The following is a 24,736-nucleotide window of genomic DNA, read 5'->3' as shown; positions in this document are numbered from 1 at the left end:
GTCCGCGGATGGTGGACGAATTCTACCGGGGTCGCTCGCTAGGATCGCAGCGATGAGCTCCCGCCCGCGCCGCAGCGCCACGAAGTCCTCGAAGACCGCGAAGAATCCCCGGGGTGCAACTGCCTCCCGCCCGCTCGGCGGCCACCACCTCACCGAGGCGCTGATCGCCGGCTGGAGACCGCTGCAGCGCCTGGACGTCGGCGGCTTCGCCCTGCTGCGGTCCCGCGGCATCACCCGCCGCGCCAACAGCGCCGTCGCCCTGGACGCACCCGCGTCCCCGGACGACCTGGCCGCGGCGATCGGCCGGGTCGAGGGCCTGTACGAGGTGGCCGGTGACGTCCCGACGTTCCGGGTGCTGGACTCCCAGGGGCCCGAGGGATTGGACGACGCTCTGTGCGAGCGCGGCTACCGGCGCGAGGGGGACAGCGAGCTGCTCACCACGAGCCTCGGGCCCGGGCGAGGGGACGTGCCGCACGGGGGCGCCGAGATCCGCACCGGCGCCCTGGACGAGGACTGGTTCGAGGCCGCCTGGCAGCTCGCCCCGCGCGAGGGCGAGCGGGCCCGGGAGACCCTGCACGACATCCTCGCGGGGACCCCGGCGGTGCAGGTGCTGCTGCGGGCCGAGGGTGAGCCCGTCGCCGTCGGGCGCGCGGCCCTCGTCCCCGCGGGCAAGGAGACCGCCGCTGTGCTGAACATGATCGCGGTGAGCCCCGCCCATCGCCGCGAGGGCCACGGTCGCGCCCTCTCCCGGACCCTGCTGGCCCTCGCGGTCGTCCAGGGCGCGCGCCGCGCCCTGCTCGAGGTCGAACGGGACAACGACGCCGCGCGAGCGATGTATCGACAGCTCGGGTTCGACCGCCTCGGCGACTACCACTACAGAACGCGGTCTAGTTCTGCGGTCGAGCGGTGACGGAGCCCAGCGGGTTCCACATCGTGTCCCCGAGCTCGCTGTTGTGCGTGCGGGCCAGGACGAAGATCAGCGACGAGGCGCTGTTGAGGTAGCGCGGCACGAGGACGTTGGTCGACTCGGGGAACTCGGCCATGGCCGCCAGGGTGGCACGCTCGGCCCTGCGCACGGCCACCCGAGCCTGGTACAGCAGCGCCGCCGGGACGGTGCCGCCCGGCAGGATGTACCCCTCGATGGGCGTGAGCTGTGCGGAGTAGTGCTCATAGGCTCGATCGACCCACGTCAGATGCTGCTCGGTGATCCGCACGACATCAGGTTCGTCGGACTCGTCGAACGGCACGCTGAGGTCGGCGGCCAGATCGAAGAGGTCGTTCTGCACGCTCGTCAGCGTCCCGGCGATCTCGACCTCGAAGTCTCCGAACGCCAGGGCGGTGCCGACCGCGACGTTGGCTTCCTCGCAGGCGCCGAAGGCGGACAGCCGGCTGTCGTGCTTGGTCACCTCGCCCACGTCACCGAAGTCCGTGCGCCCCAGGGCGTGCGCACTGCGGTGGGACGAGGTGTCGTCGCCCCGTTGACTGTGCTGTGCGTCACTCACGAGAGTATCGTAACTCGTGAAGCTGGCCCGCGAGCCCGTCATCGGGCGCGGAGACCGGGCCCGTCTTCCCGTCGACCCCCGCCGGAGGGCCCCGGGGGCGTGGCTCGGGATCCGGGACAGGAGGTCCCAGATGGTGAACGACACCTCAGATCCGACAGTGCACGACTCCGACGCGGACAACCCCGAGAAGATCGCGAATCTCGATGTCCGGCGGGGGTTCGCCAGCATCGACAAGGTCGTCTTCGGATGCGCCTTCGGCGTCATCGCCGTCACCACGGTGGTGGGGATGGTGTTCCCTGATCAGGTGGGCAGCGTCACCGGCAGCGCGCTGGACTGGGTGACGAGCTCCTTGGGTTGGTTCTTCATCCTCGCAGCCAGTGGGTTCGTGGTGTTCTCCCTGGTCCTGGCCTTCGGCCGGTACGGCCGGATCCCGCTCTCGCAGAACGGCGAGAAGCCGGAGTTCTCCACCGTCTCCTGGGTGGCGATGATGTTCAGCGCCGGCATGGGGATCGGACTCATGTTCTTCGGCGTCTACGAGCCGGTGAGCCACTTGATGACCCCTCCGCCGTTCGTGGACGCGGAACCGGGCAGTGAACTCGCGGCGCAGCACGGGATGGCCTACACGTTCTTCCACTGGGGACTCCACCCCTGGGCCATGTATTCCGTGGTGGGCCTCGCGCTCGCCTACTCCACGTTCCGGCTCGGCCGCGGCAACCTCCTGAGCTCACCGTTCCAGGCCATCTTCGGCAAGCGTGCGATCGAGGAGAAGGGCTGGGGGAAGCCCATCGACATCCTCGCCATCATCTGCACGAAGTTCGGCTCGGCGACCTCGCTGGGCTTCGGTGCGCTGCAGGTGGCCGCCGGCATCGCGCTCCTGCGGACGGGCGACTTCCCCGAGCAGGGCAGCACGTCGCTCGCGATCATCGTGATCATGGTGCTCACCGTCGGCATCGTCCTGTCCGCGGCGAGCGGCGTCTCCCGGGGTATCAAGTGGTTGTCGAACACCAATATGGTCGTGGCGTTCGCGCTGGCCGTGTTCGTGTTCGTCCTCGGGCCGACGGTCTTCATCCTCGACCTCTTCCCCGATGCGATCGGCGCTTACCTCAGCAATCTGGTGCCGATGAGCTTCCACACCGCCGTGTTCGGCGGCGGCGACTGGCTGGCGCAGTGGACGATCTTCTACTGGGCCTGGTGGATCTCCTGGACGCCCTTCGTCGGCACGTTCATCGCCCGCATCTCCAAGGGCCGCACGATCCGGGAGTACGTGCTCGGGGTGCTGCTCGTGCCGACCCTGATCAGCGCCGTGTGGTTCGTGGTCTTCGGCGGCGCCGGCCTCCATCTGCAGTTCGCAGGGATCGACATCGCCGGAACCGGCAGCGAGGCGGCGGCTTTCTTCACGATGCTGCAGGAGTACCCCGTGCTGCCGATCACCGCTGGGGCGGTGATCTTCCTCACGTCGATCTTCTTCGTCTCCGGTGCTGATGCGGGCGCGCTCGTGCTCAGCACGCTGTCCTCCCGCGGGCGCCAGGAGCCATGGGAGCCGCTCGTGGTGCTGTGGGCGGTGCTGACCGGGGTGGTGGCCGCGATGCTTCTGCTGGTCGGAGGCCTGCAAGCCCTGCAGACCTTCACCATCCTCACGGCCACGCCCTTCGTGTTCGTCCTGATCGGTCTGTGCATCTCGTTGTACCTGGACCTGCGCAAGGACCCCTTGCGCACGCGCCGGATCGGCCCGGTGCGGACGCAGATGCCTCCGGCGCCGTCGTCCCCGCCGTTCATGGAGGCGACCGACGCCCGTCGTGAGGGCTCCGATCCCCCGCAGCGGAAGGACCCGCGGGGCGACGGTCGGACCTGACCCCGGTGGCCCCCATCCCGCCCGGTGCCGTGCCGACGATGCCCGGTACGGGCCTCGCGGTCCGGGGGGACGGGCCTGGTGCCGGGGAGCCGTCGGCCCGGTCGACGGCCCGTCGTGCCCGGCCGGATCGATCTCTGCAGAGCGTCTAGGATGACCCGCATGCCATCTATCGGACGAGATGACGTCGCACGCCTCGCCGACCTCGCACGGATCCAGCTCACCGAGGAGGAGACCGCCCGCTTCGCCGGCGAGTTCGACTCCATCATGGACGCTGTCGCCTCCGTCTCCGAGGTCGCCACCGAGGACGTTCCCGCGACGTCCCACCCCATTGCCATGACGAACGTGCTCCGCGAGGATGTCGTCGAGACCACTCTGACGCAGGAGCAGGCGCTCGCCGGCGCTCCCGACGCGCAGGACGGCCGTTTCGCGGTCCCGCAGATCCTGGGCGAGGAGTGAAGACCGTGAGCGCATCGACGAGAACCAGTGACATCATTCGGCACAGCGCCGCCACCCAGGCCGCCGCGCTCGAAGCCGGGGAGGTCTCCTCCGAGGAGCTCACCCGGGCCCACTTCGGCCGCATCGCCGCCGTGGACGGGGAGCTGAACGCCTTCCTCCATCTCAACCAGGACGAGGCCCTGACCACCGCGCGGGACGTGGACGCCCGCCGCGCCGCCGGCGAGGAGCTGCACGGCCTCGCCGGGGTGCCCATCGCCGTCAAGGACGTCGTGGTCACCGAGGGGCAGCCCACCACCGCGGGTTCCAAGATCCTGCAGGGCTGGATCCCGCCTTACGACGCGACCCTGGTCAGAGCTCTGCGCAAGGCCGGCCTGCCGATCCTCGGCAAGACGAACATGGACGAGTTCGCGATGGGCTCCTCCACCGAGTCCAGCGCCTACGGCCCCACCCGCAATCCCTGGGACCGCGACCGCATCCCCGGCGGCTCCGGCGGCGGCAGCGCCGCAGCAGTCGGCTCCTACGAGGCACCGCTGGCGATCGGCACCGACACCGGGGGCTCCATCCGTCAGCCCGGCGCCGTCACCGGCACGGTCGGCGTGAAGCCCACCTATGGCTCCGTCTCCCGCTACGGGCTGATCGCGATGGCGAGCTCGCTGGACCAGGCCGGGCCCGTCACCCGCACCGTCGAGGACTCCGCTCTGCTGCACGAGCTGATCGCCGGGCACGATCCCCACGACTCCACCTCGCTGCCCGATCCGGTCGCCGACCTCACCGCGGCCGCTCGCAGCCAGGACGTCAAGGGTCTGCGCATCGGCGTCATCGAGGAGCTCGAAGGCGAGGGCTTCGCCCCCGAGGTCCGGGCCCGCTTCACCGAGTCCCTCGACCAGCTCGAACGAGCCGGTGCGGAGATCGTCCGCGTGACCTGCCCGAACTTCACCTACGCGCTGGGCGCCTACTACCTGATCATGCCCTCGGAGGCCTCCTCCAACCTCGCGAAGTTCGACGGCATGCGCTTCGGCCTGCGCGTGATCCCGGAGGACCACCCCACCGCCGAGAACGTCATGAAGGCCACCCGCGGCGCCGGGTTCGGCGACGAGGTCAAGCGCCGCATCCTGCTGGGCACCTACGCTCTGTCGGCCGGCTACTACGACGCCTACTACGGCAGTGCCCAGAAGGTCCGCACCCTCGTCCAGCGAGACTTCGCCGCCGCCTTCGAGCAGGTCGACGTGCTCGCCTCGCCGACCTCCCCGACCGTCGCCTTCCGGCTCGGCGAGAAGATCGACGATCCCACGGCCATGTACATGAACGACATCGCCACCATCCCGGCCAACCTCGCCGGCACCCCGGGCATCTCGGTGCCCTCGGGCCTCGCCGAGGACGGCCTGCCCGCCGGCATCCAGTTCCTCGCCCCGGCCCGGGCCGACGCGCGGCTGTACCGGGTCGGCGGCGCCCTCGAGGCGCTGCTCGAGGACTCCTGGGGCGGTCCGCTGCTGGCCAAGGCCCCCGAGCTCACGAACGGAGCACAGCGATGAACACCGTCCAGCCCACGTCGCCCATCGAGCTCGTCGACTACGACGAGGCGATCTCGCGCTTCGACCCGGTCCTCGGCATCGAGGTCCACGTCGAGCTCGGCACGGCCACCAAGATGTTCGACGGAGCCCCCAACATCTTCGCCGCCGAGCCGAACACGGCGATCACCCCGACCTCGCTGGGCCTGCCCGGTTCGCTTCCGGTCGTGAACGCGAAGGCGGTCGAGTACGCGATCCGCATCGGCCTGGCGCTGAACTGCTCGATCGCCGAGAACTGCCGCTTCGCGCGCAAGCAGTACTTCTACCCGGACCTGACCAAGAACTTCCAGACCTCCCAGTACGACGAGCCCATCGCCCACGACGGCTGGGTCGACGTGGAGCTGGAGGACGGCGAGATCGTCCGCGTCGAGATCGAGCGCGCCCACATGGAGGAGGACGCCGGCAAGAACACCCACGTCGGCGGCGCCACCGGGCGGATCCACGGAGCGACGCACTCCCAGGTCGACTACAACCGCGCCGGCGTGCCGCTGGTCGAGATCGTCACCAAGCCGATCCCGGACACGGAGGGTCGCGCCCCCGAGGTCGCCGCCGCCTACGTACGCACCCTGCGCGACATCTTCCGGGCCCTGGACGTCTCCGAGGCGAGGATGGAGCGCGGCAACGTCCGGGCCGACATCAACGTCTCCCTGCGGGAGAACGCCGACGCGCCGCTGGGCACCCGCTCGGAGACCAAGAACGTCAATTCCTTCCGGTCCATCGATCGCACCGTGCGCTACGAGATCTCCCGCCACGCGGGGGTCCTCGACGCGGGGGGCTCCGTGGTCCAGGAGACCCGTCACTTCCACGAGGACACCGGCGGCACCTCGTCCGGACGCCCGAAGTCCGACGCGGAGGACTACCGCTACTTCCCGGAACCGGATCTGGTTCCTCTCGCCCCGAGCCGCGAATGGGTCGAGCAGATCCGCGCCGCGCTGCCGGAGCTGCCCGCCGCCCGGCGCCGCCGCTTGAAAGGGGAGTGGGGCCTCACTGACCTCGAGATGCGCGACGTCGTCAACGCAGACGCCCTCGACCTCATCGAATCCACGGTCGACGCCGGGACGAGCGCCCAGAGCGCCCGCAAGTGGTGGATGGGGGAGCTGGCCCGCGTGGCCAAGGATCGCGAGGTCGAGCTGGAGGAGCTGGAGATCACGCCGGCGCAGGTCGCCGAGCTGCAGGGCCTGGTCGACGCGAAGAAGATCAACGACAAGATCGCCAAGCAGGTGCTCACCAAGGTCCTCGAGGGCCAGGGGAACCCCACCGCGATCGTCGAGTCGGAGGGCCTCGCGGTCGTCTCGGACGACTCGGTGCTCACCGGCGCCGTGGATCAGGCCATCGCCGACAACCCCGACGTGGTCGCCAAGATCCAGGGCGGGAAGGTCCAGGCCGTCGGCGCGCTGATCGGCCCGATCATGAAGGCCACCCGCGGTCAGGCCGACGCCGGCCGCGTGCGCGAGATCATCATGGACAAGCTCGGCGTCAACTGACCCGGGCCGGCGCCCGTCGGCGGGGCGATCACCACGGTGATCGCCCCGCCGACGGGCTTTCCGAGGTCCGCCCGAGGGGCCGCAGGCACCTCCACGTCTCTCTGTCCAGACCTGTTGCTCGCTTCGGCGCGATCGTGGCGCATCTCCCCGGGACGCCGCGACGTGCGCACCATCTGAGGTGCGTCACGAGGGTGCCAAGCCTCACCATAAGAGCCGGTCGCGATGCTCCCGACTCGGAGGTTCGGCCCTGAGGCTTTCTGCTCACCCGCGTCGCACCGTCGCCGTCGTCGCCCGTCCCGGCGACCACCGCGCTTCTCACCGGCTGGACGCCAGCTCCCTCCTCGGGGCGGGGCGGCGGGCGATCGCACGGCGCCGACGCACCTGCGGGACGACATCGGCGGGACAGCGCAGCGCGATCTGCTCGCCAAGGCGCCCTCCGAGCTCTCCCACGAGCCGGTGCTGGCTCGCGAGCCTCTTGACGGCGGGCGCTTCCGCCTCGCGGTGCCCGGCATCCGGACCCGCCACGAGTTCTCGGCCGCCGGGAGGTTCCGGGCGTTGGTGACAGAGGCCCTGGACGAGTACGAGTCCGACCATCCCGACCTCGCCCGATGTCTGGCCGGTGGCGTCGACCTGCGCGCCGGCTCCTTCCGGCACCTGTGCCTGAAGCGGCTCCAGCTGCGCAACGCGCTGCAGCTGGTGGGCCTCGGCGACCAGACCTCCTCGCCGCTGTACGCCGGACGGATGGACAATCCCGTGGCCCGCGCCGAGGAGGCGCGGCCCGCGACCGTGGGTGAGCGGGGCAGTGGTCTCCCGGTCCGCGGGGGAGTAGCGTCGTGATGTGGACTACACCGACATCCCGATGCAGGAGTGCCTGCGGGGCGGCGAGGCGGACATGCTCCTGTTCGCCCTGGACCGCGTGCATCACCAATTCGCCTGGAAGTCCGGCGGGCTCGACCGGGAACAGCTCGGACGGCGCCACCCGCCGTCCGAGGTGACCGTCGCCGGCACGATCGTCCACCTCGCGAAGGTCGAGGAGTCGTGGACGGCCTCGGCGGCCGGGCGTCCGCCGGGCCCGCCCACGACGGGGCCCGAGCCGTGGACGGCGTACGGGGCGGAGTGGTCCGCGGCGAACTCCGTCCCGCCTGAGCGCATCTACGACCTCTGGTACGGGACGATCCTGAGGTGTCGCGAGGAGTGGTCCCGGCTCGCGGCCGGTGACGGACTCGACGTGCTCGACGACAGCGACGCGGGCTACGTGGTCAGCCGCCGGCGGCGCCTGGTCGACATCCTCGAAGAGAACCTCCTGCACACCGGTCAGCTCTCGATCATCCGCGAGGCGATCGACGGACTGGTCGGCAACGACCCTCCGTGAGGGCCGACCGTCCGCCGTCCGGATGGTGACATTCGCATCTCGCATGTCGGCGTAGCATGCCGACATGGTTCAGCTCCGTTCCCGCACCTCGACCCACGGCCGCAACATGGCCGGCGCCCGCGCCCTGTGGCGCGCCACCGGTATGAAGGGCTCCGACTTCGGCAAACCGATCGTCGCGATCGCGAACTCGTACACCCAGTTCGTGCCCGGTCACGTCCACCTCAAGAACATGGGTGATCTGGTCGCCGGCGCCATCACGGAGGCCGGCGGGGTCTCCAAGGAGTTCAACACCATCGCCGTCGACGACGGCATCGCGATGGGCCACGGCGGCATGCTCTACTCGCTGCCCAGCCGCGACCTCATCGCCGACTCGATCGAGTACATGGTCAACGCCCACACCGCCGACGCCCTGGTGTGCATCTCCAACTGCGACAAGATCACCCCGGGTCACCTCCTCGCCGCGATGCGACTGAACATCCCGGTCGTGTTCGTCTCCGGCGGCCCCTCGGAATCGGGCAAGCCGGTCGAGGGCGTCACCGAGAACCGGATCGACCTGGTCGACGCCATGGCGCTGAGCGCGAACGACTCGATCACCGATGCCCAGCTGGCGGAGGTCGAGGAGAACGCCTGCCCCACCTGCGGGTCCTGCTCCGGCATGTTCACCGCGAACTCGATGAACTGCCTCACCGAGGTGCTCGGGCTCTCCCTGCCCGGCAACGGCACCACGTTGGCCACCCACGCCTTCCGCAAGGAGCTGTTCCTCGAGGCCGGCCGCACGATCGTGGGTCTCGCGAAGCGCTACTACGAGGACGGGGACGAGTCGGTGCTGCCGCGTTCGATCGCCTCCAAGGCGGCGTTCTCCAATGCCATGGCGATGGATGTGGCCATGGGCGGGTCGACGAACACGATCCTGCACATCCTCGCCGTCGCGATCGAGGCCGGGGTCGACTTCGGCCTCGACGACATCGACCGGATCTCGCGCCTGGTGCCCACACTGTCCAAGGTCGCGCCCAACGGCACCGCGCACGTCGAGGACGTCCATCGCGCCGGCGGCATCCCCGCCATCCTCGGCGAGCTCGACCGCGCGGGCCTGCTGGACCACACCGTCCACACCGTGCACTCGCCGGACCTCTCCAGCTGGCTCGCCGAATGGGACATCCGTGGCGGCGACGCCTCCCCGAAGGCCGAGGCGCTGTTCCATGCCGCCCCCGGCGGGGTGCGCACCACGCAGGCCTTCTCCACCACGAACACCTGGGACGAGCTGGACACCGACGGTGAGAACGGCGTGGTCCGTGCCGTCCCGCACGCGTACACCAAGGACGGCGGCCTCGCCGTGCTGAAGGGCAATCTGGCCCGCGACGGCGCCGTGTTCAAGACCGCAGGTGTCACCGAGGACCTCTTCCACTTCGAGGGCACCGCAGTGGTCTGCGACTCCCAGGAGGAGGCGGTCCAGAAGATCCTGGACAAGACGGTGCAGGCCGGCGACGTCGTGGTGATCCGCTACGAGGGTCCCCAGGGCGGCCCCGGCATGCAGGAGATGCTCTACCCGACCTCCTTCCTCAAAGGACGGGGACTGGGCAAGACGTGTGCGCTGATCACCGATGGCCGCTTCTCCGGCGGCACCAGCGGGGTCTCCATCGGCCACATCTCCCCGGAGGCGGCCGAGGGCGGGCTGATCGGGCTCGTCGAGGACGGCGACCGGATCGTCATGGACGTCGACAAGCGCCTGCTGGAGCTCGACGTCGACGAGGAGGAGCTGGCACGTCGTCGCGCGGCGAAGGGCCCGCTGCCCTGGCGGCCCGCGTACCGTGAGCGCCAGGTCTCCCAGGCGCTGAAGGTCTACGCGCACCTGGTGCGCTCGGCGACCTACGGCGCCACCCGTCGGCCGCTGGACTGATCTCCCCGGGCGATGCGCGGCCAGCCGGGCCGGGCATCGCCCGCGGCCGCTCACCCCTTGGCGTGTCATCTCGCGATCCGGACGGGTGGTCCAGGTCGCACCGAAGGCTCTATGCTCGGGATCATGCAGACGATCCTTCTCGTAGTTACCGAGCGCGGCTGACGCCCGTTCGTCTCTACGAGACGTCATCCGCGCCCCTCCCCGAGCCCCAGGTGGAGGGGCTTTTTCGTGCCCCGCTCGAGGGGCGACGGAACCCGGGGAGAGGTCGCGGGATGCACCGCAGTCCACCGCTACGCCCACCGTCCGAGACGACGAAGGAGTTCCGATGACCGGACAGCAGATGACCGGCGCGCAAGCGCTGATCGAGTCCCTCAAGCATGCCGGGGCAGAGGTCGTCTTCGGCCTCCCCGGCGGTGCCATCCTGCCCACCTACGACCCGCTGATGGATGCCGAGGGCCTGCGCCACGTGCTGGTCCGCCACGAGCAGGGTGCCGGCCACGCCGCGAGCGGCTATGCGCACGCCACCGGCAAGGTCGGCGTCTGCCTGGCCACCTCGGGGCCGGGGGCCACCAACCTCATCACCGCGCTCGCCGATGCGCAGATGGACTCCATCCCGATGGTCGCGATCACCGGCCAGGTCGGTTCCCAGTTCATCGGCACCGACGCCTTCCAGGAGGCCGACATCGTCGGCATGACGATGCCGGTCACCAAGCACAACTTCCTGGTCAGGGACCCCGACGAGGTGCCCAAGGTGATCAAGCAGGCCTTCCACATCGCCTCGACCGGTCGGCCCGGCGCGGTGCTCGTGGACGTCACCAAGGACGCCCAGCAGGGCATGACGGAGTTCGCCTGGCCCGAGAACCTGGACCTGCCCGGCTACCGTCCGGACCCCCGCCCCCATACGAAGCAGATCCGCGAGGCCGCTCGGCTGCTGCTGGAGGCCCGGCGCCCGGTGTTCCTGCTCGGCGGCGGGGTGATGCGCGGCCGGGCCAGCCGCGAGGTCGGCGAGCTGATCGACGTCTCCGGCGCTCCCTTCGTGACCACGCTGATGGCACGCGGTGCCCTGCCCGACTCCCACCCCAACCACCTGGGCATGCCCGGCATGCACGGCACCGTCGCCGCGGTCTCCGCGCTGCAGCGGGCGGATGTCATCGTCAACATCGGCGCTCGCTTCGATGATCGCGTCACCGGGGTCCTCGAGTCCTTCGCCCCGGGAGCGACGATCGTCCACGCGGACATCGATCCGGCCGAGATCTCGAAGAACCTCGAGGCCGCGGTGCCGATCGTGGGGCAGGCGGCCGACGTCGCACGGGCCCTGACCGCCGAGCTCCGGGAGCGGCTCGCGGTGGCCGACGAACGCCATTACGAGGCCTGGTGGAACACCCTGTCGATGCTCCGCGACACCTACCCCCTGGGGTGGACCGAGACCGCGGACGGCTTCACCGCCCCGCAGAAGGTCATCTCCCGCATCGGCGCGATCTCGGGTCCGGACTCGATCTACGTCGCCGGCGTGGGACAGCATCAGATGTGGTCCAGCCAGTTCATCCACTACGAGCACCCGTGCACCTGGATCAACTCCGGGGGTCTGGGCACCATGGGCTACTCGGTGCCGGCAGCGATGGGGGCGAAGGTCGGCAGGCCTGACCGGGTCGTGTGGTCCATCGACGGCGACGGCTGCTTCCAGATGACCAATCAGGAGCTCGCGACCTGCGTCATCAACGACATCCCGATCAAGGTCGCGATCATCAACAACTCCAGCCTCGGCATGGTGCGCCAGTGGCAGAACCTGTTCTACGACCAGCGCTATTCCCACTCCGAGCTGGACACCGGGCACGGCACCCGCCGGGTGCCCGACTTCGTCAAGCTCGCCGACGCCTACGGGGCGGTCGGCCTGCGCTGCGAGCGCGACGAGGACATCGACGAGACGATCCGCCAGGCGATGGAGATCAACGACCGACCCGTGGTCGTGGACTTCACGGTCAGCGCCGACGCGATGGTGTGGCCGATGGTGCCGGCGGGGGTCTCCAACGACGAGATCCAGATCGCCCAGGGCATGAGCCCCGAGTGGGAGAGGGACATCTGAGCATGAGCATGAACCAGTCCACCCAGAAGACACCCGCCTCGGAGTACGTGATGACCCCTGACAGCCAGACCCTCTCGGTGCTGGTGGAGAACAAGCCCGGCGTGCTCACCCGCGTCACCGCGCTGTTCTCGCGCCGCGGGTACAACATCTCCTCGCTCGCGGTCGGACCGACCGAGCATTCGGAGATCTCCCGCATCACCGTGGTCGTCGACGTGGACCAGCGTCGGCTCGAGCAGATCACCAAGCAGCTCAACAAGCTCGTGAACGTGCTCAAGATCGTGCAGCTCGACGCGCGGGCGACCGTCCAGCGCGAGCTGATCCTGATCAAGGTCACCGCGGACAACACCACGCGGACCTCGGTGCTGGAGATCGTCCAGATGTTCCGGGCCAAGGTGGTCGACGCGGCCGCCGACTCGGTGACCGTCGAGGCGACCGGAACGCAGGACAAGCTCGCCGCGCTGCTGGAGATGCTGGAGTCCTTCGGCGTCCGCGAGATCGTCAAGTCCGGCGAGGTCGCCATCGGCCGCGGCGGCCGGGCGATCACCGACCGCAGTCTTCTGAGCTGAACCGTGGTCTCTGGGGCTGATCGACGTCCTGCGAGCTCGCGAGCGGCAGGAGATCAGCAGTTATCAATGGCTGAGACGCCCTCTCACCACGTAAGACACCCGGCGATAGGATCGACCTGTCGCCCGGGGCGCAGCCAGTCCGGCACCGCCCCGCACCCCAACACGAAGGAGAACATCGTGGCCGAGATCTACTACGACGACAACGCCGACCTGTCCCTCATCCAGGGAAAGAAGGTCGCCATCATCGGCTTCGGCTCCCAGGGCCACGCCCACGCGCTGAACCTGCGCGACAGCGGCGTCGAGGTCCGCGTCGGCCTGCGCGAGGGCTCGACGTCCCGCGCCAAGGCCGAGGAGCAGGGCCTGGGCGTCGGCACCGTCGCCGAGGTCTCCGAGTGGGCCGACCTCATCATGATCCTCACGCCGGACCAGGATCAGCGGAAGGTCTTCGCCGAGTCCATCGAGCCGCACCTGAGCGGGGGCAAGGCGATCGCCTTCGCCCACGGCTTCAACATCCGCTTCGGGTACATCGCCGCCCCTGCCGGGGTCGACGTGCTGCTGATCGCCCCGAAGGCCCCGGGCCACACCGTGCGCCGCGAGTTCGTCGCCGGGCGCGGCATCCCGGACATCGTCGCCGTCGAGCAGGACGCGTCCGGCTCCGCCTGGGACCTCGCCTTCGCCTACGCCAAGGGCATCGGCGGCACCCGGGCCGGCGTCATCAAGACCACCTTCACCGAGGAGACCGAGACCGACCTGTTCGGCGAGCAGGCCGTGCTGTGCGGCGGCATGAGCCACCTCGTCCAGGCGGGCTTCGAGACCCTCGCCGAGGCCGGCTACCAGCCGGAGATCGCCTACTTCGAGGTGCTCCACGAGCTGAAGCTGATCGTCGACCTCATGCACGAGGGCGGCATCGCCAAGCAGCGCTGGTCGATCTCCGACACCGCCGAGTACGGCGACTACGTCTCCGGCCCGCGCGTGGTGACCTCCGAGACCAAGAATGCGATGAAGGACATCCTGTCCGACATCCAGGACGGCACCTTCGCCCAGCGCTTCATCGACGATCAGGACAAGGGCGCGCCCGAGTTCACGCAGCTGCGCGAGAACGAGGCGAAGCACCAGATCGAGACCGTCGGCCGAGATCTGCGCAAGATGTTCTCCTGGAGCGCCCAGGCGCTGGATGAGGATTACACCGAGGGCAGCGCCGCGCGCTGAGCCCCCTCGAGGCTCCTCTCGAGCCCCAGGAGCCCCGCCGCGAACCGGATCGTCCGCGGCGGGGCTCCTCGTCGTCCGGCGTCGGACGGCCACGGCGTGGTCCCGGCTGCGGCGGCGGGAGCGCCCTCAGCGGTCGCCGCTGCGTCGGAAGGCGAGCGCCGTGAGCACCATGGCGCCCGCGGTGATCCCGATGCTCCAGGCCAGGGGCGCCAGCAGCTGCGCCGGCCCGGTCCCGACCAGCAGCACGCGCAAGGCGTCCACCAGCGGTCCCATCGGCTGGTGCGCGGCGACCGGCTGCAGCCACTCCGGCATCGTCCCGATCGGCACGAAAGCACTGGAGAGGTAAGGCAGGAACAGCAGGACGAAGCCGTACCCGTTGGCGGCCTCAGGACTCCCGGCGACCAGACCGATGCAGGCGAACAGGGCGGTGATCGCAAGGATCCACAGGGCGACCAGGCCCAGCACGGCGACCCACTCCGGCACGGTCGCCGTGGGCCGGAACCCGATCAGCAGCGCCACCAGGATCACGATCACGGTCGCCAGGAGGTTGCGCAGCACGCTCGCCACCACGTGCCCGGCCAGGACCGTGGCGGCGCTGATGGGCATGGTGCGGAAGCGCCGCATGGCACCGAGCGTGACATCGCGGTTGACGGAGACGGCCACCGAGGCGGCACCGAACCCGGCACACGTGAGGATCACGCCGGGGACGACGAAGTCCACGTAGCCCTCGGAGATGATCGCGCCGCCGAAGACGTAGGTGAACAGCAGCAGGAGCATCACCGGCAGGGCGACGGCCATGAGCAGGCCCTCGCCGTCGCGCAGGCTGTGGCGCAGACTGCGTCCGATGAACACGGCGCTGGAGCGCAGAGGGCCCGTGCCGAGCCGGCGGGGGCGCTCGAGGCGGGGCGGGGGTGTGCGCGCCGGGGCCGGGGCGAGAGAGGTCATGCCGCAGTCTCCTGTCGGTCCAAGGGCTCCTGGGTCAGAGCCGTGAAGGCGTCGTCGAGCGTGGGGGAGCGCAGCTCCGCCCGCAGTTCCTGTTCGTGGTCCTCGAGCCGCGCCATGGCATCCCGCAGCGACGCGGCGGTGCCGTCGGTGTCGACCCCGCGCACCTCCGTGCCGTCGTGGTCCAGCAGCACGAGGCGCTGTCCGCCGACGGCTGCGGTGAGCTCGGCGGCGGTGCCGTCCGCCACGAGCCTCCCGTCCCGGAGCACGGCGATGCGCTCGGCGAGAGCCTCGGCCTCGTCGAGAGTCTGCGTGGTGAGGAAGACGGTGGTGCCCGAGCCGGCCAGGGTGCGCACGTCGTCCCAGACGCGGCGTCTGCTCACGGGGTCGAGCCCGGTGGTGGGCTCGTCCAGGAACAGGACCGCGGGCTGGGCGATCAGCGAGGCGGCCAGATCCAGGCGCCGCCGCATGCCGCCGGAGTAGGTGGCGACGGTGCGCCGCCCCGCCGGTGCGAGGTCGAACTGCTCGAGCAGCTCGTCCGCGCGGCGCGGCGCCTGCCGTGCCAGGCCCAGGAGCCGGCCGAGCATGATGATGTTCTCCCTCCCGGTCAAGAGATCGTCGAGCGTGGTCTCCTGCCCGGTGGCGGCGATGAGGCGCCGGGCCTCGCGCGGGGCGCGGACCACGTCCACGCCCGCGATGTGCGCGCTGCCGGAGTCCGGGCGCACGAGGGTGGTGAGGATCGAGACGAGGGTGGTCTTGCCCGCGCCGTTGGGGCCGAGCAGGGCGAACACGCCGCCGTCGAGGGTGAGGTCGAGATGATCCAGCACGGGATCGCGATAGGACTTCGTGATCCCGGAGATCTCGAGGGTGGGGCCCATGGTCACTCCGATCTGTGTGCGTCGCACGCTGTATGCGACATAAACAGTATGGAGTGTACGCAGTGATGGCGCAACGGGGAGGGTGCAAGAACTGTGTGTGACGTACGCTGAGGGCCGAGCTCTCGGCGAGCAGGAGGAGGAGCGAGGATGGCAGGGCAGGATCATGACGGGGCCTCCCGGCTGGTGGCGATGGCCTGGGGCCTCGCGGCGGCACCGCAGCGCGGACCCCGGCGCGAGCTGAATCACGAACGCATCGTCGAGGCCGCGATCGAGATCGCCGATGCCGAAGGTCTCGCCGCGGTGACGATGCAGCGCGTCGCCCGGGCCTTCGACTTCACGACCATGGCGCTGTACCGCTACGTCTCCTCGAAGGACGATCTCCAGCGGCTGATGCTCGACGGGATCGCCGCGGGCGAGACGTGGGCGGTCGACGACGAGGACTGGCGCGCCGGCCTCGAGCAGTGGACGCGGATCATGGTCGGCTGCTACCGGAGCCATCCGTGGTCCCTGGACATCCCGCTGGCCCGCGAGACCTTGCTCATGCCGGGTCAGGTCCGTGCCGTGGACGCCGGGATGCGGGCGATGCGGTCGCTGCCCGCCACCGCCGGCGACAAGCTGGGGGTGTTGATGCTGCTGGCGGTCAACGCCCGCGGATTCGCCTCGCTGGGCCGGGAGATGGCGCGGGAGGAGGCCGACGACGTCCTGGCGACGCGGCACCTGCTGCAGGAGATCGTCGCCGACGGGCGGTTCCCCGATGCCCAGGCCGTCATCGAATCCGGCGCGTACTTCGGGAACGAGGGGCCCGACGGCCGGGATGCGGACGACGCCGAGGACGTCACCGTCGCGCTTTCGCTGCTCATGCCGGGCATCGAGCGGGCGTTCGAGGGAGATCGTCGGGCGCAGGAGCGGGCGGCCGCTCCCGCCGACCCGGCACGCGACCCCGAGCAGGCGCTGGCGGCCGCGGAGGCCGACCTCGCCTCGGTGATCGCGCTGCGCAAGGCCACCCAGCGCCGGGCGCGCGATCTTGAGAAGCGGGAGGGGCGCGTGCGGGCGGACCGCGATCGCGCGAAGGTGCGGGCCAAAGAGACAGCCAAGGAGGCGGCCAAGGCCGTGGCGAAGAAGGCGTCGCACGAGGAGTGAGGGTGACCGCGGCCCGAGGAAGCCGTCTCGCATCCTGATTGAGATGACCGCATGGCGGACAGCGGCGTAGGCTCTCCTCGGCCCGGGCGACGGCACGTCCGGCCGTCGTCACCCGACCCGGAGGTACATCCCATGACGCGACCCGTCGTGCTGCTCGCCGAAGAACTCTCGCCCGCCACCATCGAGGTCTTCGGCGACGATGCCGACGTCCGCCATGTCGACGGCACGGACCGTGCCGCCCTCCTCGACGCCGTCTCCGGGGCCGACGCCCTGCTGGTCCGCTCCGCGACCCAGGTCGACGCCGAGGTGTTCGCGGCGGCGAAGCAGCTGAAGGTCGTGGCCCGGGCGGGGGTCGGGTTGGACAACGTCGAGGTCGCGGCCGCCACCGCCGCCGGGGTCATGGTCATCAACGCCCCCACCTCCAACATCGTCTCGGCGGCCGAGCTCGCCGTGACCCTGATCCTGGCCTCGCTGCGCAACCTCGGCCGCGCCGACGCCTCCGTGAAGGCGGGCCGCTGGGAGCGCAAGCAGCTCACCGGCGTCGAGCTGCTGGGCAAGACCGTCGGTGTGGTGGGCTTCGGCCGCATCGGCCAGCTGGTCGCCGAGCGGCTCTCCCCCTTCGGTGTGCAGCTGCTCGCCTACGACCCGTACGTCAGCCACACCCGGGCCGCCGAGCTCGGTGCCCGCGTGGTGGAGCTCGACGAGCTCATGGCCGAGGCCGACGTGGTCACCGTCCACATGCCCAAGACCCCCGAGACCACCGGCCTGATCGGCGCCGAGCAGTTCGCGCTGGCCAAGCCCTCTCTGCACATCGTCAACGCGGCGCGCGGCGGTCTGATCGACGAGGACGCGCTGTACGAGGCGCTGTCCACCGGTCGCATCGCCGGCGCCGGGCTGGACGTGTACACCTCCGAGCCGCCCGCGTCCTCCGAGACCGCTCAGCGCCTGCTCGAGCTCGAGTCCATCACGCTCACCCCGCACCTGGGGGCGTCCACGGCCGAGGCCCAGGAGAAGGCCGGCGTCGCCGTGGCGAAGTCCGTCCGCCTGGCACTGGCCGGCGAGCTCGTCCCGGACGCGGTGAACGTCGCCGGCGGGGCGATCGACGACGAGGTCCGCCCCGGCGTGGCCCTCGCCGACCGGCTCGGCCAGCTGTTCACCGCCATCGCCGGGGAATCGCCCGAGCTGCTCGACATCGAGGTGCACGGCGAGATCGCCTCCCGCGACGTGACCGCCCTGAAGCTCTCCGCCCTGCGCGGTGCCTTCCGCTCCGTGGTGACCGAGCAGGTCAGCTACGTCAACGCTCCCGTCCTCGCCGAGGAGCGCGGCATCACCGTGCAGCTGGTGACCGACGAGACCTCGGAACGCTTCCGCAACGTGATCACCCTGCGCGGCACCCTGCGCGGTGGCGAGGTCGTCTCCGTCTCCGGCACCCTCAGCGGCGTCGACCAGGAGCACAAGCTCACGGAGGTGGCCGGCCACGCCCTGGACGTGCCGCTGAGCGACCACCTGCTGCTGATCCGCTACGACGACGGCCCCGGCCTGATCGGCCAGTACGGCGCCGGGCTGGGCGAGGCCGGCGTGAACATCGCCGGCATGCAGGTCTCCCGCAAGGGCAACGTCCGCGGGGCCGAGGCCCTCGTGGTGCTCGACCTCGACGAGTCCGTCGACCGCGATCTGGCCGAGCGGATCGGCGAGCGGATCGGCGCCCACGCCACCCACGCCGTCGACCTCGTCTACTGACCCGCCGCCCGCGTCCGACGAACCGCTTCCCGCGACGACCATGAACCGGAGTTCCCATGAGTGATATCGATGCCCCCGTCCCGCCCGTTCTGAAGCTCGCCGTCATCGAGGGCGACGGCATCGGCAAGGAGGTCGTCCCCCAGGGCGTGCGCGCCCTGCGCGCGGCGCTGGAGCCCGCCGGCGTGAGCGTCGCGACCACCGAGTTCGACCTCGGCGCCGGGCGCTGGCACCGCACCGGTGAGGCCCTCACGGACGAGGACATGACGGCCCTGGCCGAGCACGACGCGATCCTGCTGGGCGCCGTGGGCGACCCCGACGTCCCCTCGGGCGTGCTCGAGCGGGGGCTGCTGCTGAAGCTCCGCTTCGGCTTCGACCACTACGTGAACCTGCGTCCCACGAAGCTGCTGCCGGGTGTGCCCTCCCCGCTCGTCGATCCCGGGGACATGGACTTCCTGGTGGTCCGCGAGGGCACCGAGGGCCCGTACGTCGGCAACGGCGGCTCGATGCGCACCGGCACCGAGCTGGAGGTCGCCACCGAGGTCTCCCTGAACACCGCCGTCGGCGTCGAGCGAGTGGTCCGCTACGCCTTCGAGCAGGCCGAGCGGCGCCGCAAGAAGCTGACCCTGGTCCACAAGCACAACGTGCTGGTCCACGCCGGCCACCTGTGGCGCCGCATCGTCGAGCAGGTCGGCGCCGAGCACCCCGAGGTCGCGGTGGACTACGCGCACGTCGATGCCGCGATGATCTACCTCGCCACCGATCCGGGCCGCTTCGACGTCATCGTCACCGACAACCTCTTCGGCGACATCGTCACCGATCTCGCCGCGGCCGTCGGCGGCGGCATCGGGCTCGCCGCGAGCGGCAACCTCAATCCCTCGGGGGCCTACCCCTCGATGTTCGAGCCCGTCCACGGCTCGGCCCCGGACATCGCCGGGCAGGACCTGGCCGATCCCACCGCCACGGTGCTCTCGGTCGCCCTGCTGCTGGACCACCTCGGTCACGTCGAGCCCGCCGCCGCGGTGCGCGCCGCCGTCGAATCGGACCTCGCCGCCCGCACCGGCTCGGACGCCCTGGCCGCACGCGGCACCACCGAGATCGGCGACGCCCTGGTGGCCGCGATCTCCGGCCGCTGACACACTGACCTGACCACCCCTGTCCCGAGGAGAGACCCATGAGCGCGCTCGACTTCACCCAGACCGACCGGACTCGTCGCATCGACGAGGACGAGCGCGCCAGGATTCTCGCGGACCCCGGGTTCGGGCAGTACTACACGGACTTCATGGCCCATGCGAGCTGGCGCGAGGACAGCGGCTGGGACGGGGGAGAGGTGGTGCCGTTCGGCCCGCTCTCGCTCTCCCCGGCCGCAGCGGTGCTGCACTACGGACAGGAGATCTTCGAGGGTCTGAAGGCGTTCCGCCACGCCGACGGCTCGGTGTGGACCTTCCGCCCCGACCGCAACGCCGAACGCCTCCAGCGCTCCGCCCGTCGCCTCGCGCTGCCGGAGCTGCCGACCGAGGCCTTCCTGGCCTCGCTGCGGGCCGTCGCCGCGGCCGACGAGCCCTGGGTGCCCGAGGCCACCAGCGAGGAGTCGCTGTACCTGCGACCGTTCATGTTCGCCTCCGAGGAGTTCCTGGGGGTGCGGGCCGCCCACGCGGTGGAGTACTACGTCATCGCCTCCCCGGCCGGTCCCTACTTCCCCCGCGGCGTCCAGCCGCTGGTCGTGTGGATCTCCGACGAGTACGCCCGCGCCGGCGCGGGGGGCACCGGGGCCGCGAAGTGCGGCGGCAACTACGCCTCCTCCCTGCTGGGCAAGCGGGAGGCCGCCGCGCAGGGCGCCGACGAGATCATGTTCCTGGACTCCGAGACGCACACCAGCATCGACGAGCTCTCGGGGATGAACGTCTTCGCGGTCACCGCCGACGGGCGCCTGCTGACCCCGACGCTGACCGGATCGATCCTCGAGGGCGTCACCCGCGAGTCGATCCTGCGCCTGGCCGCCGATCGGGGGCTGGAGCCGATCGAGCAGAAGCTGGACGTGAGCGAGGTCCTCGCCCAGCTCGGCTCGGGGGAGATCACGGAGATGTTCGCCTGCGGCACCGCCGCGGTGATCAACCCCATCGGCGAGTTCCGCGCCCACGGCGGCTCCTGGACCGTCGGCGACGGCGGCTCCGGCGAGGTCACCCTCGCATTGCGCCAGGAGCTCACCGACATCCAGTACGGCCGGGTCCCGGACCGGCACGGCTGGCTGACCCGGCTGGTCTGAGGGGTCCATGAGCATGACCATGACGCAGCACAGCGCTCCGATCCCCGCGTTCCACGTCTACGACACCACCCTGCGGGACGGCTCGCAGCAGGAGGGCCTGACCCTCTCGGTCGCCGACAAGCTCGCCGTGGCCCGTCTCCTGGACGAGCTGGGCGTGACCTACATCGAGGGAGGATGGCCCGGTGCCGTCCCCCGGGACACCGAGTTCTTCGCCCGCGCGGCCGCGGAGCTCGAGCTGACAGCCGCGCGCCTGGCCGCCTTCGGCGCCACCCGCAAGGCCGGGGTCCCCGTCGCCGAGGACTCCCAGGTGGCAGCGCTGCTGGCCTCCGGCGCCCCGACCATCACCCTGGTCGCCAAGTCGGACCTCCGCCACGTCCACGGCGCGCTGCGCACCACGGGGGAGGAGAACCTCGCCATGGTGACCGAGACCGTGGCACACCTGGTGGGGCAGGGCCGCGAGGTCTTCGTCGACGTCGAGCACTTCTTCGACGGCTTCGGCCACGACCCCGACTACACCACGTCCGTGGTCCTGGCCGCCTACGACGCCGGGGCCGAGGTCGTCATCCTCTGTGACACCAACGGCGGGATGCTCCCGCACCAGATCACCGAGATCGTCGAGGACCTGCGACTCCGCCTGGCCTCCGGCGGTCACGCCGACGCGAGGCTGGGGGTCCACACCCATAACGACTCCGGGTGCGCGGTCGCCAACGCGCTGACCGCGGTGCGCGCCGGGATCACCCACGTCCAGGGCTGCGTGAACGGCTACGGGGAGCGCACCGGCAACGCGGACCTGCTGACCCTGCTCACGGACCTGCAACTGAAGATGGACGTGGCCCTGGTGCCGCCGGAGACCCTCGCGGAGACCACCCGCATCGCGCACGCGATCGGAGAGATCGTGAACATGCCGGTCACCCCGCGCGCCCCGTATGTCGGCGCGAGCGCCTTCGCCCACAAGGCCGGGCTGCACGCCAGCGCGATCCGCGTGGACCCTGACCTGTACCAGCACATCGATCCGCGCGCCATCGGCAACGACATGCGCATGATCATCTCGGACATGGCCGGCCGTGCCTCCATCGAGCTCAAGGGCCGTGAGCTCGGCTTCGATCTCGCCGGCGACCCCGACCTGCTCTCCCGCCTGGCCACCACGGTCAAACAGCGCGAGGCGGTGGGCTACTCCTACGAGGCGGCCGATGCCTCCTTCGAGCTGCTGCTGCTGGATCAGCTCGGCGAGGTGCCGCGCTACGTCGAGGTGGAGTCCTGGCGCGCCACCTCCCAGCAGGGCCGTGACGGCTCGCTGGAGACCGAGGCGACGGTCAAGCTGGTCGGCGACGCCCAGGGCGAGCGGGAGCGCAAGGTGGCCATCGCCGAAGGCAATGGGCCGGTCAACGCCCTGGACCTCGCCCTGCGGGCGGCGCTGCGTGACCGGTTCCCGATGGTCGACGAGTTCGAGCTGCAGGACTTCAAGGTGCGGATCCTGGACGCGCATCATGGCACCGACGCCACCACGAGGGTGCTGGTGCGCACGTCGGGCCGCGGCCTCGAGTTCCAGACCGTGGGGGTGGGGCCGAACGTCATCGAGGCCTCTTGGGAGGCGATCTTCGACGCCTATGCGTACGGGCTGTACAAGTCGGGAGTCTGATCCCGTCCGAGGCCTCTTCGTCCGCACGGCGAGAGGTTAGCCTGGGCACATGACGACCTACGTGCTCACCGCCATCGGAGACGACCGCCCCGGCCTCGTCGCCGCCCTCGCCGCCGCCGTCGACGAGCACGGAGGGAACTGGGTCGACAGCCAGCTCGCTCTGTTGGCCGGGAAGTTCGCCGGCATCGTCCAGGTCGATCTGCCGGGCGCCGAGGTCGAGGCCTTCCTCGCCGCGCTGCCCGCCCTCGCCGACTCGGTGGGCCTGGACGTGGAGGCGAGCGCAGCGGGCGCCGACGGTTCCGGGGCGGCACGGGCGGTCGACGGGGTCGCCTTCCAGCTGCGCCTGCTGGGGCAGGACCGCACCGGCATGGTCCGAGAGGTCACCTCGGCACTCACCTCCCAGGGCGCCACCATCGACGCGCTGCGCAGCTGGGCCCGGGAGGCTCCCGAAGGCGGCGGCATGCTGTTCGAGGCAGAGGCCGAGGTACGACTGCCCGGTGGCGTCGAGGCGGACGAGGTCCGCGAAGCGCTCGAGAGGATCGCCGCGGAGCTCATGGTCGACCTCGAGCTCGACGCCGCGGACTGACCCGCTGAGGACCGGAGTGAGCCGGCATCCCAGCGTGCACTTGCGCGAATTTTGAACTGCTGACGTTTCGTAATTTCGATTTGTCGGGAATTCTGCGGGACCTGGGTCCCTGTTCTCCGGGGCCCGCCAGAATCCTGGCCGGAACGGGTGCTGTTCGGGACCTATGTCCTCTAGTCTGAGGCCGTGGGTCCTGGAAGCTGACTCCAGCCGATCCTCGAGTCGCGCGGTGTTCAGGGTCACCTGGGCGTCCGCACTCGTCCCCGAGCGTGGAGAACCTCGATGTCATCGTCCGCCCCGTCCCCGTCATCCCCGACAGCCGCCGCCCCCGCCGACCCTGAAGCCGTACCGCCTGGCGCTTGGCGGGCCCTGGCCCTGGTCACCCTCGGATTCGTCGTCAACTTCTGGGCGTGGGCACTGCTCAGCCCGCTGGGACCGGTCTACGTGGAGCGCGGTCTGACCGCGGACGCCTCGCTGATCGTGGCGATCCCGGTGCTGGTCGGATCGCTGGGCCGCATCGTCATGGGCGCCCTGAGCGACCGCTTCGGGGGTCATGCGATGTTCCCGCTGGTCTCGCTGGCCACCGTCATTCCTGTGCTGTACCTGGGATTCTTCGGGCAATATACGTACCCCTCCCTGCTGATCGGCGGATTCTTCCTCGGGATTGCCGGGACCACGTTCGCGATCGGTGTGCCGTACGTGAACTCCTGGTTCCCGCCCGCCAAGCGCGGCATGGCCACGGGCCTGTACGGCGCGGGCATGGGCGGCACCGCGATCAGCGCCTTCACGACCGTCCCGCTGCTCGACGCGTTCGGCGACAGCGTCCCCTTCGTGATCACCGCCGCGGCCCTGGTCGCCTATGCCGTGGTGGGCCGGCTGCTGATGCGCAATGCCCCCACCTGGAAGCCCTCGCGCAAGAGCATCCTCGCCCAGTCGGCGGCGGTCATGAAGCTCACGGTCACCTGGCAGGCGTGCTACCTGTACGCCCTGTCCTTCGGGGGATACGTCGCCTTCTCCGTCTTCCTGCCCACCATGCTGCAGAACTGGTACGGGCTCGCCGCCACCGACGCCTCCTTCCGGATGGCCGGGTTCGTGATCGTCGCGGTGATCATGCGTCCCCTCGGCGGCATCCTCTCCGATCGCCTCGGTGCCTCCCGGACTCTGCTGATCTCCTACTGCGCGGTCGCCCTGGCAGCCCTCATGCTCGCCTTCCAGCCGCCGCTGATGCCCGTGGGCACCGTCGACTTCATCGTCATGGCGGCAGGACTCGGCCTCGGCTCCGGCGCCGTGTTCGCCCTGGTCTCCCAGACCAGCGACCCCTCGATCGTCGGCTCGGTCACCGGCTTCGTCGGCGCCGCCGGCGGCCTGGGCGGATTCGTCCCGCCGCTGGCGATGGCGGCGGTCTACAGCCTCAGCGGCAGCTACTCCGTCGGGGTCGCGCTGCTGCTCCTGGCAACCCTCGGCGCCGTGGGCGTGACCGTCATGGTCGCGCGCGGCGCCCGAACGTCCGCCTCCGACGCGTCCAGCACCTCCTAGCGCACCCACCGCCCGCGCCCGTCGTC

Annotated in this window: 21 protein-coding genes; 18 read left to right on the top strand and 3 right to left on the bottom strand. The window is 70.5% G+C overall.

Going from position 1 to position 24,736, the window contains the following annotated elements; all coding sequences use genetic code 11:
* The first annotated feature begins 52 nt into the window (after positions 1–52).
* The gene (locus BH708_RS05505) at positions 53–910 is read left to right on the top strand and encodes a GNAT family N-acetyltransferase (RefSeq protein WP_076807242.1); all 858 of its coding nucleotides are present in this window, start codon (positions 53–55) and stop codon (positions 908–910) included.
* On the opposite strand, the gene BH708_RS19540 is transcribed toward BH708_RS05505, so the two are convergent.
* Positions 888–1,502, bottom strand: coding sequence for a cob(I)yrinic acid a,c-diamide adenosyltransferase (locus BH708_RS19540; RefSeq protein WP_172805743.1), 615 nt, complete (start codon positions 1,500–1,502; stop codon positions 888–890). The genes BH708_RS05505 and BH708_RS19540 overlap by 23 nt on opposite strands.
* A 130-nt stretch (positions 1,503–1,632) precedes the next feature.
* On the opposite strand from BH708_RS19540, the gene BH708_RS05495 reads away from it, so the two are divergent.
* From BH708_RS05495 to ilvC, 10 genes are all read left to right on the top strand, one after another.
* Positions 1,633–3,354 (top strand): BCCT family transporter, encoded by a 1,722-nt coding sequence (locus BH708_RS05495; protein ID WP_076807240.1) that lies wholly within the window; start codon positions 1,633–1,635, stop codon positions 3,352–3,354.
* 159 nt (positions 3,355–3,513) lie between these two features.
* Positions 3,514–3,810, top strand: a complete 297-nt coding sequence (gene gatC, locus BH708_RS05490) for an Asp-tRNA(Asn)/Glu-tRNA(Gln) amidotransferase subunit GatC (RefSeq protein ID WP_076807238.1) — start codon at positions 3,514–3,516, stop codon at positions 3,808–3,810.
* A 5-nt stretch (positions 3,811–3,815) separates the two neighbouring features.
* Complete coding sequence (gene gatA, locus BH708_RS05485; protein ID WP_076807236.1) at positions 3,816–5,342, top strand: Asp-tRNA(Asn)/Glu-tRNA(Gln) amidotransferase subunit GatA; 1,527 nt, start codon at positions 3,816–3,818, stop codon at positions 5,340–5,342.
* Complete coding sequence (gene gatB / locus BH708_RS05480; RefSeq protein ID WP_076807234.1) at positions 5,339–6,862, top strand: Asp-tRNA(Asn)/Glu-tRNA(Gln) amidotransferase subunit GatB; 1,524 nt, start codon at positions 5,339–5,341, stop codon at positions 6,860–6,862. Before gatA ends, gatB begins: the two co-directional genes overlap by 4 nt.
* A gap of 558 nt (positions 6,863–7,420) precedes the next feature.
* Positions 7,421–7,699, top strand: a complete 279-nt coding sequence (locus BH708_RS19755; protein ID WP_216639502.1) for a hypothetical protein — start codon at positions 7,421–7,423, stop codon at positions 7,697–7,699.
* Position 7,700: 1 nt separating this feature from the next.
* Positions 7,701–8,234, top strand: a complete 534-nt coding sequence (locus BH708_RS05470; protein ID WP_083713309.1) for a DUF664 domain-containing protein — start codon at positions 7,701–7,703, stop codon at positions 8,232–8,234.
* A 64-nt stretch (positions 8,235–8,298) separates the two neighbouring features.
* The gene (gene ilvD, locus BH708_RS05465; RefSeq protein ID WP_076807231.1) at positions 8,299–10,131 is read left to right on the top strand and encodes a dihydroxy-acid dehydratase; all 1,833 of its coding nucleotides are present in this window, start codon (positions 8,299–8,301) and stop codon (positions 10,129–10,131) included.
* 325 nt (positions 10,132–10,456) lie between these two features.
* Positions 10,457–12,214: an acetolactate synthase large subunit gene (locus BH708_RS05460; protein ID WP_076807229.1), complete on the top strand. Its 1,758-nt coding sequence runs from the start codon at positions 10,457–10,459 to the stop codon at positions 12,212–12,214.
* Between the two features lie 50 nt (positions 12,215–12,264).
* Positions 12,265–12,780, top strand: coding sequence for an acetolactate synthase small subunit (gene ilvN, locus BH708_RS05455; RefSeq protein ID WP_076810842.1), 516 nt, complete (start codon positions 12,265–12,267; stop codon positions 12,778–12,780).
* 177 nt (positions 12,781–12,957) lie between these two features.
* Entirely contained in the window at positions 12,958–13,989 is a 1,032-nt protein-coding gene (gene ilvC, locus BH708_RS05450; RefSeq protein WP_076807227.1) for a ketol-acid reductoisomerase, read from the top strand.
* 126 nt (positions 13,990–14,115) lie between these two features.
* Here the strand turns inward: ilvC and BH708_RS05445 are convergent, their stop codons facing one another.
* Positions 14,116–14,934: an ABC transporter permease gene (locus BH708_RS05445; protein ID WP_083713306.1), complete on the bottom strand. Its 819-nt coding sequence runs from the start codon at positions 14,932–14,934 to the stop codon at positions 14,116–14,118.
* The gene (locus BH708_RS05440) at positions 14,931–15,809 is read right to left on the bottom strand and encodes an ABC transporter ATP-binding protein (RefSeq protein ID WP_076807226.1); all 879 of its coding nucleotides are present in this window, start codon (positions 15,807–15,809) and stop codon (positions 14,931–14,933) included. The genes BH708_RS05445 and BH708_RS05440 overlap by 4 nt, the downstream gene beginning before the upstream one ends.
* A 147-nt stretch (positions 15,810–15,956) precedes the next feature.
* Here BH708_RS05440 and BH708_RS05435 point away from each other — a divergent pair, with 147 nt between their 5' ends.
* The 7 genes from BH708_RS05435 (at position 15,957) to BH708_RS05405 (ending at position 24,710) form a co-directional block, all read left to right on the top strand.
* Complete coding sequence (locus tag BH708_RS05435) at positions 15,957–16,949, top strand: TetR/AcrR family transcriptional regulator (protein WP_076807224.1); 993 nt, start codon at positions 15,957–15,959, stop codon at positions 16,947–16,949.
* 132 nt (positions 16,950–17,081) lie between these two features.
* Entirely contained in the window at positions 17,082–18,689 is a 1,608-nt protein-coding gene (serA, locus tag BH708_RS05430) for a phosphoglycerate dehydrogenase (protein ID WP_076807222.1), read from the top strand.
* Between the two features lie 56 nt (positions 18,690–18,745).
* Entirely contained in the window at positions 18,746–19,822 is a 1,077-nt protein-coding gene (locus BH708_RS05425) for a 3-isopropylmalate dehydrogenase (RefSeq protein WP_076807220.1), read from the top strand.
* Between the two features lie 38 nt (positions 19,823–19,860).
* A complete protein-coding gene (locus BH708_RS05420; protein ID WP_076807219.1) occupies positions 19,861–20,952 on the top strand; it encodes a branched-chain amino acid aminotransferase in 1,092 nt (363 codons plus the stop codon).
* Between the two features lie 19 nt (positions 20,953–20,971).
* Positions 20,972–22,591: a citramalate synthase gene (gene cimA, locus BH708_RS05415; protein WP_076807217.1), complete on the top strand. Its 1,620-nt coding sequence runs from the start codon at positions 20,972–20,974 to the stop codon at positions 22,589–22,591.
* A gap of 49 nt (positions 22,592–22,640) precedes the next feature.
* Positions 22,641–23,177 (top strand): glycine cleavage system protein R, encoded by a 537-nt coding sequence (locus BH708_RS05410; RefSeq protein ID WP_076807215.1) that lies wholly within the window; start codon positions 22,641–22,643, stop codon positions 23,175–23,177.
* A gap of 279 nt (positions 23,178–23,456) precedes the next feature.
* Positions 23,457–24,710, top strand: a complete 1,254-nt coding sequence (locus BH708_RS05405; RefSeq protein ID WP_076807213.1) for an MFS transporter — start codon at positions 23,457–23,459, stop codon at positions 24,708–24,710.
* Positions 24,711–24,736: the final 26 nt, after the last annotated feature.

Origin of the sequence: Brachybacterium sp. P6-10-X1 (genome assembly GCF_001969445.1) — a bacterium.
GTDB lineage: Bacteria > Actinomycetota > Actinomycetes > Actinomycetales > Dermabacteraceae > Brachybacterium.
Note: the sequence above shows the minus strand (reverse complement) of the source record. Positions and strands in the feature narration are given on the sequence as shown.